The organism is Fischerella sp. PCC 9605 (genome assembly GCF_000517105.1).
In the GTDB taxonomy this organism is placed as follows: domain Bacteria; phylum Cyanobacteriota; class Cyanobacteriia; order Cyanobacteriales; family Nostocaceae; genus PCC9605.
In genome coordinates, this window is sequence record NZ_KI912149.1 from 1,335,415 (window position 1) to 1,353,516 (window position 18,102).

Genomic DNA, 18,102 nt, shown 5'->3' on the forward strand with positions numbered 1-18,102 from the left:
GAGGTTCCATCCTTTGTAGCGACTGGCTCCCCTTTACCCGAAACAGTGCAAAAACGACTTTTCCAAGAAGTCTATTCAAAATTCTACACGGTAGCGTGTTAAAAAGTCAAGAAATAATTTACTCTTCTGTTTTGTATTTAAATCCGGCTTTTTCAGCTACCATGCTTAAAAGTTTTGATGTGGCGCGAGTTGGTTCATATACACTTGTTTCCCACTCGCTCACAGTTTGCTGACGAACACCTAACTCTTCGGCAAATTCTTTTTGGGAAAGTCCCATTTGAAGGCGTAGTGCTTTGATGGTTTTGCTGTTCCAATTGATAGTATTAGTTGCAGTTTGGACTTTGTAGCCACCAGTCGGTTTGCGAAAAGTAACGGTTTCTGTATCTAGGTCAAAGTCTTTTACTACGTACCCTGCTTTCATCCAAGCTGACGCTTGGGGTGAGCCTGTGCTGCGGTTTCCCCACCATCGGCGTTCTTTTCTGGCTGAGTCGGGTAGGGTGTTATTAATTAATTTTTCAATTTCTGTGAAAGTGAGGCTGATTTCAGAGGAATTGTTTTTTTGGAGATATTCCAAAAGTGGTTGATATTTACTTCCTCCTTTCACAGCACTTATTCCCTCCCTAAAATCATTTTTTCGACACGCGCTTTTGCTGAGATTTTGTTACCAGCACGAATTAATAGCAGTTTCAGAGAACTTATACTAGGTTGCAGTCAAAGATGGTACTTCCCTCCCCCCGCCTGTCGGCACCCCTCTCCCAATTTGGGAGAGAGGAGGGGGAGAGGGCACGAATTGCGATATCTGAACACAACTTGGTATTACTATCTACAATTTCTCAATCAGAGAAAAATTTCAGGGCAGGCATAACACCTACCCTTGCAAATACAAGATTAACTTGGTTGCCTCTAAAAGGGGTGATTGAATTTAGGCATTACTCAAAACCCAATTTACAAGAGTGCGAACACCAAAACCTGTTGCCCCGGGGCTGTTATAGCCGTTTTCTTTATCTGTCCAAACAGGGCCGGCTACATCCAAATGTGCCCAGGCAGTTGTATCTTTGACAAAATGCTTCAAGAACAGAGCAGCGGTAATAGAGCCACCAGGACGCGGGCCTGTATTTTTCATGTCCGCGATACCAGACTTCATTCCCTCAAAGTACTTTTCTTCCATTGGCATTCGCCAAATTTTTTCACCTGCGCTTTCAGCCGCTGTTTCTAGCTGCTTAGCCAAAGCATCGTCAGGAGTAAACAAACCAGCAATCTCGTCACCAAGAGCAATAACGCAAGCACCAGTGAGAGTTGCTAAATCCACGATCGCATCTACTCCCAGTTTGTCAGCAAAAACTAAAGCATCTGCCAAAGTTAGACGTCCTTCCGCATCGGTGTTGTTAACTTCTATCGTTTTACCGTTAGATGCCTTGAGAATATCACCTGGGTGCATGGCACGACCGCTAATCATGTTCTCAGTGACTGCGGAGATAAAGTGAACCTCTACATCTGGTTTGAGCTGACCAATTGCTTTTGCTGCACCCAAAGTAGCTGCTGCACCGCCCATGTCTATTTTCATGTTTTCGATGCCGCTACCTGCACCTTTGATATTGAGTCCGCCAGAGTCGAAGGTTAAACCTTTACCGATAATTGCTAGCTTGCGTTTTGGTGTAGCTTCTGGCTTGTAAGTTAGGTGAATGAATTTCGGTGGTAAATCAGAAGCTTTTGCCACTCCCAAAAAAGCACCCATGCCTAACTTTTCACAGTCTTCCTGTTCCAAGATTTCTACTTGCAAACCGTGTTCTGAGGCGATCGCCATTGCGGTTTCTGCCATAGTAATCGGCGTTACTTCGTTAGCAGGAGCCGCTACCAATTGCCTCGCTAATATTACCCCAGAACAGATTTGATTGGCATGAGTAATAGCTGCTTCTTGTCCACCCAATCCTAGTAATTCTACTGTTTCTAATTGTGCTCCTTTATCCTCTGGTTCGGACTTAAAGCGATTATCTTGGTACAGTGACAGTTGTACGCCTTCAGCTAGTGCTTGAGCAGTTTGTGCAGGATCGTTATTCCAAACTGGCAAACTAATGCCTAAAGTTTTACACTTTTGCTTTTTGGCTATCCGGGCAACTACTGCTGCTGCACGTCGCAGTGTATCTAGTTTTACAGCCTCTGGCTTACCTAAACCAACTAGCATAATTTTGCGAACTGGGCTACCACTACCCACTCGCGTGAAAACACTGCTGCCTGTTTTACCCTTAAATTCTTCTTCGGCAATTAGTTCTTTTAAACACCCAGCAAACTTTTCATCTAAAGCCGCCAGTTCGCCAGTTAAATCTACGCCGTCCTCAAAAAATCCTATTGCTAATCCATCTCCTCCCCACTCTAAAAGAGGGGTACTACTAGGTATAATTTCCATTTTGGGTGTTTTGTCTAAAAGTTCTGATATCAGTATTGCGTAAAATTCATGTTTTATGCTTTGGGGCAGGTAGGGAATGGGGAGTGGGGAGTGGGGGAGTGGGGAGTGGGGGAGTGGGGGATGGGGAGATGGGGTGATGGGGAGAATAACCACTAACCACTAACCACTAACCACTAACTAATGACTAATGACTATTGACTACTGACTTAATTGAATTCAAGTCGATGTTAAATTTAGTGGCGATCGCATCAATCACTTTTTGTTCTGCTGGTTTAATCTCACCATCTACTTTGGCAATTCTGTAACACTGAACTAACAACGGTACAGCAAAATCACGGTTGAGTTGATTGAGAAGATTATCCAAAGGCTGGGGTGATTTGATATTTTGCTCGATCGCATCTAAAGATTGAGGACTGAGGTTCAAAGCTTCCAACTCGGGCAAAATTTCTTCTGAAGTCTTGTCTGGATGTCTGGCTAGGATCATGTGAACTAAAAGTTGATCCATCACAGTTTGTTGAGCGATCGCAGTTTCCAGATAATTTTCGCTTTGTTGCTTTAACTCTGCCAATGTCTCCTCAGAAGTCAGCGACTTAGATTCATCCAGCTTGGCTTCATAAAATCGACAAGCTGCATATCCCAATGAGTAAACCATCGTCGAATTTGAACTCGCGCCAATCACCGCACCGGCAAAAGGCACGTTTCGCAGCAGGCCTAAACCTGCCGTTCTTAAAAGGCGTCCACCACCCAAAGCTAAACCAAAAATTGCCAAAACCTCTCCTTTGCGGGCTGGATCTTTTAAATCTAGCCCATAGGCAGCTGCAATCTGATAAATCATTTCTGACTGCAACTGGGTTGTGGCTGCCAAGTCAATTGCCAACAGCGCTGCTGCAAATCCTGGCAACATACTACTAGCAAAGCCTATTCCGCCTGCTTTAGCCGCTTTTTCTACCATGATGCGGTGGGCAATTTGGCTAGGCGATTCATTCGGATGCTCTTGTTGAAGCTTTTTCACCGCCGCTGCGGCTTTTTCTAAATCAACATTGTCACTAGCACCAACCAGCCAATTCAGATTTAATACGCCAGCTACCCTGCGGATCAACCAATTTTCGCCTAGACGTTCTGTGACTTGTCCTGCTGTATGAGTTGCTTGCTCAATTAGCTGGTGTGCTTGTTTTGCTGTTGCTTCTCCCACCCCAGCTGCTGTTTCGGCAGCTGCTTTGCCAGCTTCGATGGCTGCACTACCAGCTGCTGCTCCTACCCCTACAGCCGTCCCAGCCACACAGCCTAATGTTTCAGCAACGGATTCAAATAAAGATGGCTTATCTTCTTTTGTATCTGCACCGTGTGAATTTTCTAGTTTTTTATCTTTGATTTCTTTTTGGTTTTTTTCGGCCATTGCTTGGCACCTTCTTTCAAAATCTTTCTATTTTGGTTGTAGCAAAGGTGCGATTTGCTTGACCTCTTTCTGTAAGGATAAGTCGTTAGTTAAAAATGAATTATTTTATCATCTGAACATGAGAACTTGATATTTAAAGTTCAACCTAACCAGTTGTTGCAGCACGAATTTCTTGAATAATGTTTGAGATCTCTTCTTCTGACTGGATATGCCGTGCTAAAACTTCAGCAGTTGATTCCAGCACGCGCTCGGAAAATAATTTAGCTAAGTCTTGCCGCAAAGCCTGTCCAATATAAAATTTGAGCAATGCTTCAACAGACATATCTCGATTGGCCGCTACTTTTTTGAGTGAGTCTAATGTGTCGTTTGGTATTTGGATAGATAATGTTTCTACCGGTCGAGGTTTTAAGTGCAATTGGAGTTCTCCTTCAGGCTTGTTCATATAATTTCCTTTCACTACGAGTAGTGGGACGGGCAGAGATTATGCGTGTACGCTTATCACGTTCTACATAAACAACCAATAAGAGGCGACTAGAAAGGGAATAGCCAATGATAAAATCACGTTCTTCACCATTAGAAGTAGCGTTACCCATTTGATAAAACGGGTCAAAGAAAACTTCTGCGGCTTCTTCAAATGTAACTCCATGTTTTTCGAGGTTGCTTTCCGCTTTGTTTTTGTCCCATTCAAATTCAGTTCCTTGCAGCCGATAAACGATATGCATGTGTTGTGTAATGTTACATGGGCTTACCAAGTACATTATTGATTATTTTGTAAAATATGTGACATTTTATCTGCTTAATACTTACATTTACTGGGAAATGCGATCGCCCTTCACCTTACTCTATCCCCAACCTCTATCGCCTTAACTGCTTCAGCACTAGTTTCCAGGAAATTGTTAGATTTCATGATTTCGTAGAGATTAACATCTGTTTCCAACAAGCAGGCGTGCCCACTTTCGGGTAATACCACCATTTTGGCGTTGGGCAAAATATTAGCTAATCGTTCTGCTTCACTAAGAGAAGGCAAAAGTCGGTCTAGGATGCTGGCAACTAGCAAAACTGGTTGAGTTAACTGACGCAACTGTTGTTCATCAATATGAAATTCTCTAATTAAAGACAATCGCCAAAGCACTGTTTGTGCTGGTACAGAACGCATAGTTCGCAAAAGTTCTTGGCGATCGCTCCTAGAAATCCGAGATAGCGATGCTAAAAATGGCAACAATCCCAATGCACCAATGTCAAAAAAGCATGATGGCACTAAGTAAGAAAATTGCGATGCCCATTCATACAAAGGACGAAGGTGAAAGCTAGAAGCAGGGTTGATGAGAATAATTCGCTTAAATAAATGTGGTGCTCCTACTGCTACTTTTTGAGCTAAACAACCTCCAAAAGATTCACCACATAAGTAAACTGGTCGCTGGGAACTTTTTTCCAATTCGGTATGAATCAAGTCTAGTACATTATTAGTCAGCACTTCCCAACTAGTCAGATCCTCTCGTGGAATTGCCAGACATCGAACATCAAAACCAGCTTCTAATCCCACTGTTTGAGTTCGCAAAAGTTGACCAGTACCATCCATCCCGGGCAAGTATACAAACAAGGGATATTCTGGCTGGAGACGTCTGGGAGTGAGGAAACAAGGCTTTAGCTCTACTTTTGGGATGGTCATTGGTCATTAGTCAGTAGTCATTGGTCAATAGTGATTTGTCATTTGTCAATTTTCGTTGTCTACTAGGGACAAACCAAGGACAAACGACAAATGACTCTAATAACATCCTTCACGCAGCAAGTTGGCTATTTCATTGCGACAGTGTTCTGTTAGTTCAACCACAACAGTTTTCGCATGTTTGCCCTGGTATTGTTGTTGGTGTTGGGGTGTAATCCAGTAAGGGCAACCAATTAGCACCGCAACACGATTGTATATGACCAAGGGATGGAAACCGGGTTGATTAAATAGAGGTTCTGAAGGGTCAAACAAGCTCAATAGTCTTAAGGGTACAGCAGATGTGTTAACTTCTTCTAGGGAGGCGATCGCAACTGGCAAAATTGCTAAATCCTGCACCGCTGCTCGCAATGCCAAATGGGCAAATCCCCGTTGAAACTCACCCATTCTATTAGGCTGGGTAAATTTCACCATTGGTTCTGTTCCTTCCGGAAACACTCCTACTAATTGCTTTGATTGCAACAGTTGTTGTGCTCGCTGAAAAAAGCTTTGCTGGCGTTGTTGGTTTGCCTCTAGGGGAAAACATCCCAACCCTGTGACTATTTCTCGCATTACTGGTACTTGCCCCATGTAGTGATGACAAGCAAACCGAATTGGACTGGATAGCGCTGACATTAAAATGGGTGCATCCATGAAGCTGCGGTGATTGCTTACTACTAACACACTAGCGTCTTGGGGAATGCGATCCTCATAGTAACGAAACATTTGTGTCGAGAGTGCCGCCAACAAACAGCGAGAAAAATTCAGAGGGCTGTTTACACTCATAACTCTTCAATATAAGTTTTCCATAGATTTAGGTGTTTTTCTATACATGATTCTTACATTTCTTTACCAAAGTGGGGACTTCCTTAAGGTAGAAATATCTTTAATCTACAAGCTTAGTAAAATCGTTGCTCGGACAATAGCTCATGTTATTTCATTACATCACAAGCTATGCCAATCCATCTTCCCGATAACCTCTCATCTTCACTCCTGCACGAAGTAGAGGTATAGAATGTGCCACACTCCATTTTCAATATAGAAAATCCTACGATGAAAGTATGGAAATCTCTTAGGTTTTATCCTGCTGTATTATGCCGTCTTTGATTGAATCTATATTTTCATCACAGCTTGTCATCAACAAAATTCATTTACCGCTGGAAATAGATGAAATAAACATTATTAGCATTTTCTCTTTATGCTGTGTTTTGATAGAAAACCCATGAGCAATTGCATACCATGTAGAAGTGAAATTCCTTTTCCCTTGCTCTCTCTAGCTATTAGGTATTTTTATTGTCACAATCAATTAAACAAAAAGGTTTTACAGAAGATTAATAGCTGCGAGTTTATACCTTTTTGGCAGAAATTAACTGAAATTGTACCTCTTCAAAACCAATACTGAACTGGATAAATTTGCTAATATTATAATGTAACTTGAAAATATGATGGTTATATTATATAATTGCGTGGTTTTAGCCAAAAAAGTAAGATAGGAAAATTGTTTTAACAAGTTGTTTTTTATTGTGCATGAATCTAGTGGATAAAACAGAAAAAACATTTGCACTCACAACACCGCTATATTACGTAAACGATTTGCCCCACATCGGCAGTGCGTATACAACGATCGCAGCAGATGTGCTGGCACGCTTCCAGAGACTGTTGGGACGGCCGGTACTGCTGGTGACAGGTACGGATGAGCATGGACAAAAAATTCAGCGGACTGCTGAAAGCAAAGGCTTGCCACCAAAAACTTTTTGTGATGAAATGTCTGCTGGCTTTGTTTCTTTGTGGCAGTTGCTAAATATTAAGTACGATCGCTTTATCCGGACTACCGATCCCCGCCACGAAGGAATTGTCAAAGAATTCTTCCAGCGACTTTGGGAAAAAGGTGATATCTACCAGGGACAACAAAAAGGTTGGTATTGCGTTTCTTGCGAAGAATTTAAAGAAGAACGAGAACTGCTAGAAGGACACCGCTGTCCACTTCACCCTAACAAAGAAGCAGAGTGGCGAGATGAGCAGAACTACTTTTTCCGCTTATCTAAATATCAAAGCCACATAGAAGCACTATATCAGTCTCGACCAGATTTTATCCAACCAGAAAGTCGTCGCAATGAAGTCTTAAGCTTTATTAAACAGGGATTACAAGACTTTTCAATTTCACGAGTGAATGTAGACTGGGGTTTTCCGGTGCCAACCGATCCCAATCATACCCTTTATGTCTGGTTTGATGCACTGCTGGGTTATGTGACAGCTTTGCTGGAAGAAGATGCGAAACCGACTTTAGAAAACGCCCTTGCAAAATGGTGGCCGATTAACTTGCATTTAATTGGTAAGGATATCTTGCGCTTTCATGCAATTTCCTGGCCAGCATTCCTAATATCGGCTGGATTGCCTCTACCAGAAAGAGTATTTGTACATGGCTTTTTGACCAAGGATGGTCAAAAGATGGGTAAAAGCCTTGGTAATACTCTCGATCCCGTCGCACTAATTGCAAATTATGGTGCAGATGCCGTTCGTTATTACTTCCTTAAGGAAATCGAATTTGGCAAGGATGGCGACTTTAATGAAGTTAGATTCATTAATGTTCTAAATGCAGATTTGGCAAACGACCTAGGAAATTTGCTCAATCGTACTTTGAACATGGTGAAAAAATACTGCGCTGGCAATGTGCCCTCAATTACAAATGAAGATATTCCGATCGACAGTCCTTTGAAATCAACTGGTTTACGTCTAGGGGAACAAGTAAAAAATGCCTATGAAGCGCTAGCCTTCAATCAAGCCTGCGAGGCAATCCTTAATCTGGTGCGTGCCAGTAACAAGTTTATTGATGAACAAGCTCCTTGGTCTTTATATAAACAAGGGCAGCAACAGGCAACAGAACAAGTATTGTACACTGTCTTGGAATCAGTGAGGTTAGCAGCTTATCTCTTGTCTCCGGTGATTCCGAATATCAGTAGCGATATCTATCAGCAACTGGGCTTTGACATCGACTTTAATAATCAAGCACAAACTGCAATTGCTGCTCCCTTTGACATTCATGGTACATGGGGAGTACTAACTAATAAACAAAAATTGGGTGAACCCCGTCCGGTTTTTAAACGCATAGAACCATCTAAATAACATTAGCTAGTTCTTTTCAATCTTTGATTTTGTCACTTGATCGGGGCTGATTTGATTAGCCCTGAAGATTATCATAAGTCCTTCTATCTTCTATGTAAATCTCAAAAATCAAGTATCAATTATTTCTTTGATAAAAAATGAGGCATGACAACAATGTTAAATCATCTGGAAAACGACTCGATATTCACGCCAGAGCAAGTTTTAGAGAATCGAGGTCGTGTTGCCATATTTATTGATGGCTCAAATTTATTTTATGCAGCTTTACAATTAGGTATCGAAATAGATTACACCAAGTTACTGTGTAGATTGACAGGCGGCTCCAGACTATTGCGTGCTTTCTTTTATACTGGTGTAGACCGGACAAATGAGAAGCAACAGGGTTTTTTACTTTGGATGCGCCGCAACGGTTATAGAGTTATAGCAAAAGATTTAGTACAACTGCCAGATGGCTCAAAAAAGGCTAACTTAGATGTAGAAATTGCCGTGGATATGATGGCTTTGGTGGATTCCTATGATACAGCAGTGTTAGTCAGTGGCGATGGCGATCTAGCATATGCAGTGAATTCAGTTAGCTATCGTGGTGTGCGAGTAGAAGTAGTGAGTTTGCGTTCGATGACCAGTGACAGCTTAATCAATGTGAGCGATCGCTATATAGATTTAGAAGCCATCAAAGAAGATATCCAAAAAACTCCACGCCAAACCTATCCGTATCGACCCCTGGCCGGTATAGATTTTTTAGACCAACCCAGAGATACTGAGGGACATTTGGAAATTCCGGAATGAAGCAGCAATCGAAGAAGATGGGGAGATGGGGAGATAGGGAGAGGGGGAGAAGTAGAAAAAAAGATTTCTCCCACTCCTCCACTTCCCCACTCCTTCACTCTCCCACTCCCCCACTTCCCCACTCCTTCCAGATTTTGCCTCTTACCTTCCTCCTGATAATTGGGCTAGCTGCCTGTGGGGGTACTCGCACATTGAATAAATCACCTGTTGAAACTCCCCAAGACTCAGAGAGCAAATTAACTTTCTTTGATGTCACCCTGGAACAGGCAGATGAAGTCGGGCGACCAATTTGGAAAGTTAGGGGGAAACAGGCAAAATACACCCAAGAAAGACAAATTGGTCAGGTTGAAAATCCATATGGTGAATTGTACCAAGACGGCAAAATAGTCTACCAAGTACAGGCAGAACAGGCAGATATCGAACAAGATGGTAAGCAATTATTTCTGAAGGGAAAAATAATTGCTACAGACCCTAAAAGTGGTACAGTGTTGCGCGGCAACGAATTGGAATGGCGTCCTCAAGAAGATTTATTGATAGTCCGCAACCAACTCAACGGTACTCACAAACAACTAAAAGCAGTGGCAAGAGAAGCACGAGTGAAAACCCGAACTCAACGCATAGATTTTTCTGGGGGGGTAGTTGCAAACTCTGCCGATCCGCCATTGCAAGTACGAACAGAACACTTAGTTTGGCAGATTAAAGACGAGAAATTAATTGCCGATCGCCCGGTACAAATTGACCGTTATAAAAATAATCAAATTACTGACCGTGGTAAAGGAGAAGCTGCGGAAGTTAACTTGAAAACTAAAATTGCCACTATCACCAAAAATGCCCAAATAGAATTGCTAGAACCACCTATGCAGATTGCTAGCAACTCCATGAGTTGGAACTTGAACACAGAAATTGTTACCACAAATGCTCCTGTGCGTGTGTTTCATAGTGCCGAGAATGTGATAGTGACTGCAAATAAAGGTGAATTGAAGATACCACAAAAAACTGTTTATTTAACAGGTAATGTCAACGGTGTTGGGCAAAAACGCCAGTCCCTCAAATCAAAAACATTAACTTGGTATCTTGACAAAAAGTTAATGGAAGCCCAAGGTGATGTGGTTTATAAACAAGCCGATCCGCCAATGACTTTTACTGGTGAAAAAGCTGTAGGTAATATTCAGGCGGAAAATATAGTTGTTAGTGGTGGTAATTCTCAAAATAGAGTGGTGACAGAGATTATTCCGCAGGAAAAAGTTATCAAAAGTCAATAGTCAAGAGTCATGAATTAGAACGGGCGATCGCCACATTTTGATTGCCAACCCAAGAGAAAATTTTTACTCTTGGGTTGTCGTATTGAGTATGGGATGTTATGTGAAAAAATTCGGCTTTTTATCCCGTTATGGGCAGATATATAGAAACTTTCGGCTTTTGCCCTCCTTATGGGGAGTTATGCAGAGAGTTTCGGCTTTTTATCCCGTCATAGGGAGATATACAGAAAAATTCCGTACAATCAGTTGTTAGACCGCTTGAAGTTATCTGTGAGATCGCAGTCGAGAAGTTGACTGTGGCAAGTTTAGAGGATTGAAAAAATGATTGGTTGGATCATTTGGGGATCTGGTGGCGACAGTGTAGATTTGGGCGTTGTTGAACACAGACATTGCGAAGTTTGTGAGAGAGTCGCCCCTTCAAAATTCTGCTCCAGTATCGATATGCTCACCTCTATTGGGTCTTTTCATGGATTACGGTGAAACGTTACTTGCTGTTGTGTGACATCTGCCATCGAGGATGGAATCTCAATGCAACAGAAGTGGAAAAAACGCTCTCACAAAATCCTATTCCCTTTATGCGACGATGAGGGTGGGTTTTTCTTGCATCTCTAGTTCTCATTCCCTTACTAATTGGGGTTATTGGCTCAATTTTTCAATGATTCATTACTGTTTAGCCTGAGGCAACACAAGCTGATCGTCCAAGGGTAAGATCAGAAATAACTATATGGTTTGCACCTATGAGCCAGCATACAAGACAGGTAATCTTATACAAGGATGAAGATGGCTATTGGGTTGTGGAGTGCCCAAGTTTGAAGGGATGTAATAGCCAAGGAAGAACGAAAGAGGAGGCTCTGTCAAACATCAAGGAAGCCATCGCTGGCTACGTGACTGCCCTAGAAGAGGATGGTTTGTCTGTCCCAGAAGACAATTTTGAAACATTCTTGGTGGTCGTGTGAGTAAGTTGCCTAGTATTTCGGGGAAAGAGTGTATCAAGGTTCTAGAAAAAATTGGCTTCTATCAAAAGCGTAGAGAAAGTAGTCACATTATTCTGCGAAGGGATGAACCGTTTGCTCAAGTAGTTGTTCCAGATCATCAGGAGTTGGCTAAAGGCACACTGCGAGCTATTGTTCGAGATGCTGATGTTAGTGTTGAAGAATTCGTGTCATTGCTCTAGAGCAGTAGTCGCGGTCTAACAAACTGGTTGGAGCGGACTGACGCGAGATCTTGGTGTGGATGAGAAGGTTGATTGCAGCCGCTCAACCAGAACATTGGGCTGCTTGAGTGCAACATTGCGCTTCTCATAATTGCGCTTCTCATATAAGTAAGTCAGTGGAAATAAATCAAGCTATGTTACGAAACATAAATATGCTTGAAACCCTTACCAATGACCAATGACCCTTACGGGTACTCTGCGAGAAGCCCTACTCTGCGAGAAGCCGCGCTGCGCGCGTCTACGCCAGTCGCTCATGGGGGAAACCCCCTTTGGAGCGCGCTGGCTCACCAATGACTAATGACGACCTTAACTAGTTAGCTTTATTTGTACCGACCTACTTACTTCTTTCATACCTATCGTTCTTGATTTTCCTCATGCACATCATTCTTGGTGGCAATGGTCATGTTGGTTCCACGGTAGCACAAACGCTATTATCGCAAGGTGAGCCAGTAACCATTGTCTCGCGCAGTTCTTCATCTATTCCTAAATGGCAAAAGTGCGGCGCTCAAGTTGAGGTTGTAGACGTGCATAATACCGTAGAACTACGCCGCGTGTTTGCCAAGGGTAAACGTCTTTTCCTGCTTAATCCACCCGCTGATCCTGCGACAGATACAGATGCCGAAGAAAGAAAAAGCTTGGCATCCATTCTGGAAGCGATAAAAGACTCTGGTTTAGAGAAAATCGTTGCCGAATCCACTTATGGAGCGCAACCCGGTTCTCAAATTGGCGATTTGGGCGTTCTTTACGAAATGGAGCAGCAACTCACCGCCCAGTCCATACCATTTAGTATCATCCGCGCTGCCTACTACATGAGTAATTGGGACTTCTCTCTACAAACGGCTAAACAGGATGGCGTAATCAATACCTTCTTTCCAACCGATTTTGTATTGCCGATGGTTGCCCCGCGCGATATTGGTCAGTTGGCAGCGCGTTTGATGACAGAGCCAATAGAGAATACAGGGTTACACAACATTGAAGGACCAGAAAGATATTCTTCGCTCGATGTTGCAGAAGCATTTGCTAAAGCTTTACAAAAACCAGTCAAAGTAGTGGAAACTCCGCGTGACCAGTGGATCAAGACAATGCAGAATATGGGGTTTTCAAACGAGGCAGCAGCATCCTTCTCCAATATGACAACCCTTGTAATCAGAGGAGAAATGCCAACCTGTGATAGTGTTACACGAGGAGTAGTTTCATTAGAGAGTTACATCGCAGAACTAGTGCATCCTGTTGTTTAACTCATCGCTCCATCTCAAGTATCCAAGAAGAAATTGCAACCCATTATGCGGTCAGCAGCCCAAAAATTCGGTTGCAGCGGGCGTTTGAAGTTTTCTCGTCTAGCCTTATAGTTCATCTGTCGCTGACGCTTTAGGGACTTCCAAAAAATAAATTATCCAGTAGCGTGCCCTGCGGCGTTAAGCCCAACGTACCGCCTAACAGATAAAAGGTGCGTTACGCTGTCGCGTTAACACACCCTACTAACTTGACAAAAAGTTAATGGAAGCCCAAGGTGATGTGGTTTATAAGCAAGCCGATCCGCCGATGAATTTTACTGGTGAAAAAGCTGTTGGTAATATTCAGACGGAAAATATCGTTGTTAGTGGCGGTAATTCTCAAAATAGAGTGGTGACAGAGATTATTCCGCAGGAAAAAGTCATCAAAAGTCAATAGTCGAGAGTCATGAATTAGAACAGGCGATCGCCACGCTGTGATTGCAAACCCAAAGGAAAATTTTTACTCTTGGGTTGTCGTATTGAGTATGGGATGTTGTGTGAAAAAATTCGGCTTTTTATCCCGTTATGGGCAGATATATAGAAACTTTCGGCTTTTGCCCTCCTTATGGGGAGTTATGCAGAGAGTTTCAGCTTTTTATCCCGTCATAGGGAGATATACAGAAAAATTCCGTATAATAAGTAGTTATCCCGCAAAGTTATCTGTTGTGGCAGTACCGAGAAACTGTTAGTAAGCGTCCAGCTTATTGGTAAATTTCGTAGTGAAGCAATCGCTTCGGTAGTTCGATAGTGATTACTGAGTGTTTCCTCTGATCAACCGTAACTCTCTTTATGTTCCCTACCAATCATCAGTTGCTAGGCTAGGATCGAACTAGTTAATCGCTCTCTTTTGATTAGGAGATGCTTGAGGAATAATGTCAGAGCATGATGAGCTACGGAAAATATTTGAAGATCTAAATCCTGAAGAACCCGAAAACTTGAGTGGTGAGTGGCTTGTCACTTCTCCTAATCCTTTTCCTAATCCTTTTTTGCCACCCCCTTTTATGGTTTACCTCATGCTTGTCCATTGTTTGGGGTGTGTTCCAATTAATCGACCCCGAGAAAAGATGGCTTGGATAGCCTATTTCAGTTTTCGAGACAAACTAATGTTTGCTGCACACTTGAAATTTGGTTTGCAACTCGGGGTTAAAGACAAGCAAGATACCAAGATATTAGAAGACTCTCTAGTACTGCTAAAGAATGCTCTTACTGTGGCAAATGAAGCTTTTCAGGATTTAGTTAAGACTTATTTTTCAAATGGTCAAATATCAATTGAGAATAAATTGTACTTATTCAAAGAACGATATATTTTTCTGCGGAAACAAGCAGAATTAAGATTTGAGCAGCAATCCATTCACACCAAGACTGTTGATAAAGAGGATTCCATATCTACTAGCAATTCCCTTGAAAATTTTGTAAATACCTATAATAACTTTAACAAAGCTCATAGAGAAGGATTTTTCTTGGCTTCTGCATCTCTTGATGCCTATTTTAGTGCTCTTGAACATAACCTTGTTTTACTCCTTCCATTCACTGATTTTGATCCCTGTCAAGAAGATATCTTGAAATTTGTGAGAGGTAGTTGGGAAAAAAGCTTTCAAAGAGTCTTTGGCGAACCTCCAGCCAATGAAGCTGAACGAACTGTTCTAGAGAAGTTGAAGCAGATCAAAAGAAAGTGGAGAAATACGCTCGCACATGGAGGTTTCGATTATGAAGGACAGACCTTTTTCGTCCAAGTTCCAGGCTTAGGCTCAATTCCAGCCAGCCTTGCAAAAGACGAAAGTCGGTTTCGATTTCCAAATTTGCCGATCACCCATTCAGACTTCAAGGAGATTTGTACAACACTCGATGAATGTGATGCACTTCTAAGAAGTGGAAGTTTTAAGCTGGCGTTTCAATATATTGATGCTGGTTTAAACTTGTACCTTGACGAGAGAAGCCGGAAAGAATTAAAAGCAGCTTTGAGTTGTGAAGAGGATATGGAATATTTCATAGAGCATCAGTCATATCTTGAAGATATGCATACAAATATGGATTGGTAGTCCTTTGTGTAGTGCGGAGCGGGATAACAATTCGCTTGGAGCGGACTACCGAAAGCTGCTGGTACTGAGTTTGAAGTTACTTGCAGCCGCTCAAGCGAACCGTTGTCAGAATCTCTGAACTGAGTGTATGGACTTGAGCTTCAAAGTTGCCTAAAGAGCATTTGCTGTTTTCTACAATATTGCAAGCAACTTCGCAATTTGCTAAGATTTCCTTGACTGTAAGTAGCCAAGTGGCAAGCGATCGCGATTGACCGAGTGGTCAGATAACTGTAGTAACCAAGTGGCTACGTATCTTTTGGAGGTTTATTATGCCCTGCTTTCACCCCAATTGTATGAATATTGGCTATGCATGTTATTACTCGCTCTCGCCTTGTAGAGTTTTGGGAGAAGCACTCTGATTCTAAAACTAGTTTGCTCCTTTGGTACAAGCTTACAGTTACTGCTGGTTGGCAGAATTTTGTAGAGTTACGCGAAGTCTTTGCCTCTGCCGATCAAGTTGGCAATTTCACAGTCTTCAATATTGGTGGTAATAAATATCGCTTGATTGCTTTCATTGATTACACATACCAGAAGGTATTCATCCGTAATATTCTTACTCACGCAGAGTATGACAAGGATGATTGGAAAAAGGATGACTGGTATGAGTAGATAACTAACAGGTCGCCGCTATTAACCGACGTAATAGTAATATGTCACCGGGACGCCGCCGTCAACGGGCGAAAAGGAAATATGTTCGCTACTGAATCTGATAGTTATATTGAACTTTTACAAAAGTTTCCGCCTCGCCCAATCAAATCAGAGGCAGAATTACTTGCAGTTCAAGAAGTCATAGATGCTTTACTCGACTCTGGTGAAATAACATCAGACAAACAGGACTATCTTAATTTGTTGGGCATTCTTGTTCATGAATACGAAGAAAAATATATACAAATTCCAGATCTAAACGGGGTTGAGTTGCTTAAGGCATTAATTGATGAACTTGATCTCAAGCAAAAAGACTTAGTTCCTGTTTTCAAAACCGAGTCAATTGTGTCTGCAATTCTTAATGGTCGGCGTAAGTTAACTGTGGAACACATTGAAAAATTAGCTGAATTTTTCAACGTCTCCCCATCTGTCTTTTTTAGTCAGTCATAATCCAATACGGTTCAGTTAGCAGAACTTGATTATTGAAGATCCCCCTAAATCCCCCTTAAAAAGGGGGGCTTCAAAACCTTAATTCCCCACTTTTCAAGGGGGGTTAGGGGGGATCAAAACCTTAACTGAACCGTATTGAGTCATAATCAACCGATCTTTGTAAGCAACCAAACCGCACAGCAAATAGCTAACGCTTTGCCGCACCGGACGGACAACGGCTCATCAGCACGGTGCGGAGTACTTGACTTAATTCTATTAACTAACTTTTAAACAAAACTTCATTACGACTGACTGCACCCAGTCGCGGCACAGAGTTGATGGGTGAGTGGGGAGTGAGAACAGGAGGAACACTCTGAACTATTTGTAGTTGCTGTAAAAGACGTTGCAGCAGCTTGTCTTGTTCAGCCCGGAAAGTTGGTACGTAGGGGCCGCGGTTGATAATAGCAAACCAAACCAAACCGCGATCGCGTGTGGGCATAACTCCTGCTAAAGCACTAACATCGTTGAGAGTGCCAGTTTTAATCACAGTGGCAGTCGGAATGTGTCTGGCGTGCAAAGTTCCCCGTTGATCGAACCCGGACGTGGGAAACAAGTCTGCTAAATTCAGCCCACGTGCGAGTGCTTCCTGTTGAATCGCCATTAACATTGCACAGGCAGCCCTGGGAGAAATGCGATTTTCGACTCCCAGCCCTGAACCGTTGATTAATTGAATTTCTGACTCTGGTATCCTCGCCATTTGGGCAGCCGTTGACTGTACAACAGTATGACCCCCTACTGATTCCGCTAGCATTTCTGCCATCTCATTGTTGCTGAAAACGTTCATTTCCTTGATTAGTTGCTGCATAGGCAAGGAACGGTGACGCACCAGCAAAGTTTGTTGCGGTTTTGGTTGCGCTTCTACTTTCACAGTACCGGCAATGACAACTTGCGGTTTGGGTGTGCCTTTAGGCATGAGATAGTAATGAAAAGCAACCCCACGGGGCCAAGTGGTGTAATTTAGTGCTTGCTTGAGTAACTGGCCTGCTAGCAACGGATGCCGTTGGAAATTCATGGCGAAATTACCAGTAATTACCAAATTTCCTTTGACTTTCTTGATGCCCATTTTGTTGAGAGTATTACCAAGGGCGATCGCTTCTTCCCAAACAAATAAAGGATCGCCACCACCCATAACGACTAAATCACCTTGTAATACCCCATTTTGTATTGGTCCAGTTGCACCGATCAAAGTCTCAAATTGATGGTCTGATCCCCACCTTTTTAAGGCGACTAGAGAGGTGGCTATCTTAGTTAAGGAAGCAGCAGGCAAAGGAGTCGTACCTTGGTGATTAGCCATCAGCATTGGTCCCGACTGTATCCAAATTCCTTGATTCTGGACTAAGTTCGCCGTCACTAATTTCGATGTTGCCAGCCCCTTTAGGTACTGCTGCACTGTAGTGACTCCAGCTGGATTTGGATCGGAGGCAAGAATCAAACCGGGACTACTTTGCCAAGCTAACATATCCAAAGGATCTACAGGCTTAACCTTCACCCCAGCCATTTCGAGCCAAATTGAAATCAAACCCGATCCAATTAATTCCAGCATTCTTCACTCCTCTCTACGCAAATATGCCACTTCGCTTTTTTGTTAGATTTTATATAAGTACTGCAAGCTGCTTAGCTTTAAGTAATTTATTCATAACTGTTGATTTTGGCACACCAACGCGGAATGCGTAACAAAGTTTTAGTATAAAAAAACAATCATCCTATTGTCACAGGTAAAAAAGATTGTATCTGGC

The 18,102-nt window shown here is 42.5% G+C and carries 17 protein-coding genes and 1 pseudogene; 10 read left to right on the forward strand and 8 right to left on the reverse strand.

Annotation, left to right across the window (positions count from 1 at the left end; genetic code table 11):
• Positions 1-118: 118 nt before the first annotated feature.
• From FIS9605_RS0120785 to FIS9605_RS0120820, 7 genes are all read right to left on the reverse strand, one after another.
• A complete protein-coding gene (locus tag FIS9605_RS0120785; protein ID WP_026734311.1) occupies positions 119-604 on the reverse strand; it encodes a helix-turn-helix domain-containing protein in 486 nt (161 codons plus the stop codon).
• Positions 605-922: 318 nt separating this feature from the next.
• Positions 923-2,404 carry a leucyl aminopeptidase gene (locus FIS9605_RS0120790; RefSeq protein ID WP_026734312.1) on the reverse strand — a complete coding sequence of 494 codons (1,482 nt, stop codon included), beginning with the start codon at positions 2,402-2,404 and terminating at the stop codon, positions 923-925.
• A gap of 184 nt (positions 2,405-2,588) precedes the next feature.
• Positions 2,589-3,800: an EcsC family protein gene (locus FIS9605_RS0120800; protein WP_026734313.1), complete on the reverse strand. Its 1,212-nt coding sequence runs from the start codon at positions 3,798-3,800 to the stop codon at positions 2,589-2,591.
• 145 nt (positions 3,801-3,945) lie between these two features.
• Positions 3,946-4,242, reverse strand: a complete 297-nt coding sequence (locus FIS9605_RS0120805; protein ID WP_035139981.1) for a hypothetical protein — start codon at positions 4,240-4,242, stop codon at positions 3,946-3,948.
• Positions 4,229-4,522: a BrnT family toxin gene (locus FIS9605_RS0120810; protein WP_026734315.1), complete on the reverse strand. Its 294-nt coding sequence runs from the start codon at positions 4,520-4,522 to the stop codon at positions 4,229-4,231. Before FIS9605_RS0120810 ends, FIS9605_RS0120805 begins: the two co-directional genes overlap by 14 nt.
• 110 nt (positions 4,523-4,632) lie before the next feature.
• The gene (locus FIS9605_RS0120815) at positions 4,633-5,469 is read right to left on the reverse strand and encodes an alpha/beta fold hydrolase (protein WP_026734316.1); all 837 of its coding nucleotides are present in this window, start codon (positions 5,467-5,469) and stop codon (positions 4,633-4,635) included.
• 96 nt (positions 5,470-5,565) lie between these two features.
• Positions 5,566-6,288: a lysophospholipid acyltransferase family protein gene (locus tag FIS9605_RS0120820; RefSeq protein ID WP_026734317.1), complete on the reverse strand. Its 723-nt coding sequence runs from the start codon at positions 6,286-6,288 to the stop codon at positions 5,566-5,568.
• A gap of 741 nt (positions 6,289-7,029) precedes the next feature.
• Between FIS9605_RS0120820 and metG the strand changes: the two genes are divergently transcribed.
• The 10 genes and pseudogenes from metG to FIS9605_RS0120870 all read left to right on the forward strand — a co-directional run bounded on the left by metG (position 7,030) and on the right by FIS9605_RS0120870 (position 16,327).
• A complete protein-coding gene (gene metG, locus FIS9605_RS0120825) occupies positions 7,030-8,625 on the forward strand; it encodes a methionine--tRNA ligase (RefSeq protein ID WP_026734318.1) in 1,596 nt (531 codons plus the stop codon).
• 153 nt (positions 8,626-8,778) lie between these two features.
• Entirely contained in the window at positions 8,779-9,408 is a 630-nt protein-coding gene (locus tag FIS9605_RS0120830) for a LabA-like NYN domain-containing protein (RefSeq protein ID WP_026734319.1), read from the forward strand.
• Positions 9,405-10,670 (forward strand): LPS export ABC transporter periplasmic protein LptC, encoded by a 1,266-nt coding sequence (lptC, locus tag FIS9605_RS0120835; protein ID WP_026734320.1) that lies wholly within the window; start codon positions 9,405-9,407, stop codon positions 10,668-10,670. The genes FIS9605_RS0120830 and lptC overlap by 4 nt, the downstream gene beginning before the upstream one ends.
• Before the next feature lie 734 nt (positions 10,671-11,404).
• Complete coding sequence (locus FIS9605_RS0120840; RefSeq protein WP_026734321.1) at positions 11,405-11,623, forward strand: type II toxin-antitoxin system HicB family antitoxin; 219 nt, start codon at positions 11,405-11,407, stop codon at positions 11,621-11,623.
• Entirely contained in the window at positions 11,620-11,841 is a 222-nt protein-coding gene (locus tag FIS9605_RS0120845; RefSeq protein ID WP_026734322.1) for a type II toxin-antitoxin system HicA family toxin, read from the forward strand. Before FIS9605_RS0120840 ends, FIS9605_RS0120845 begins: the two co-directional genes overlap by 4 nt.
• Before the next feature lie 413 nt (positions 11,842-12,254).
• Entirely contained in the window at positions 12,255-13,118 is an 864-nt protein-coding gene (locus tag FIS9605_RS0120850) for an NmrA family NAD(P)-binding protein (protein WP_026734323.1), read from the forward strand.
• A 244-nt stretch (positions 13,119-13,362) separates the two neighbouring features.
• Positions 13,363-13,551: pseudogene (locus FIS9605_RS42900) on the forward strand (LPS export ABC transporter periplasmic protein LptC); the annotation flags it as partial.
• 475 nt (positions 13,552-14,026) lie between these two features.
• On the forward strand, positions 14,027-15,193 hold the full coding sequence (locus FIS9605_RS0120860) for a hypothetical protein (RefSeq protein ID WP_026734324.1): 1,167 nt from the start codon (positions 14,027-14,029) through the stop codon (positions 15,191-15,193).
• A gap of 345 nt (positions 15,194-15,538) precedes the next feature.
• Entirely contained in the window at positions 15,539-15,841 is a 303-nt protein-coding gene (locus FIS9605_RS0120865; RefSeq protein ID WP_026734325.1) for a type II toxin-antitoxin system HigB family toxin, read from the forward strand.
• A gap of 81 nt (positions 15,842-15,922) precedes the next feature.
• Positions 15,923-16,327: a helix-turn-helix domain-containing protein gene (locus FIS9605_RS0120870; protein WP_026734326.1), complete on the forward strand. Its 405-nt coding sequence runs from the start codon at positions 15,923-15,925 to the stop codon at positions 16,325-16,327.
• Between the two features lie 259 nt (positions 16,328-16,586).
• Here the strand turns inward: FIS9605_RS0120870 and FIS9605_RS0120875 are convergent, their stop codons facing one another.
• The gene (locus FIS9605_RS0120875) at positions 16,587-17,909 is read right to left on the reverse strand and encodes a D-alanyl-D-alanine carboxypeptidase (RefSeq protein ID WP_026734327.1); all 1,323 of its coding nucleotides are present in this window, start codon (positions 17,907-17,909) and stop codon (positions 16,587-16,589) included.
• Positions 17,910-18,102: the final 193 nt, after the last annotated feature.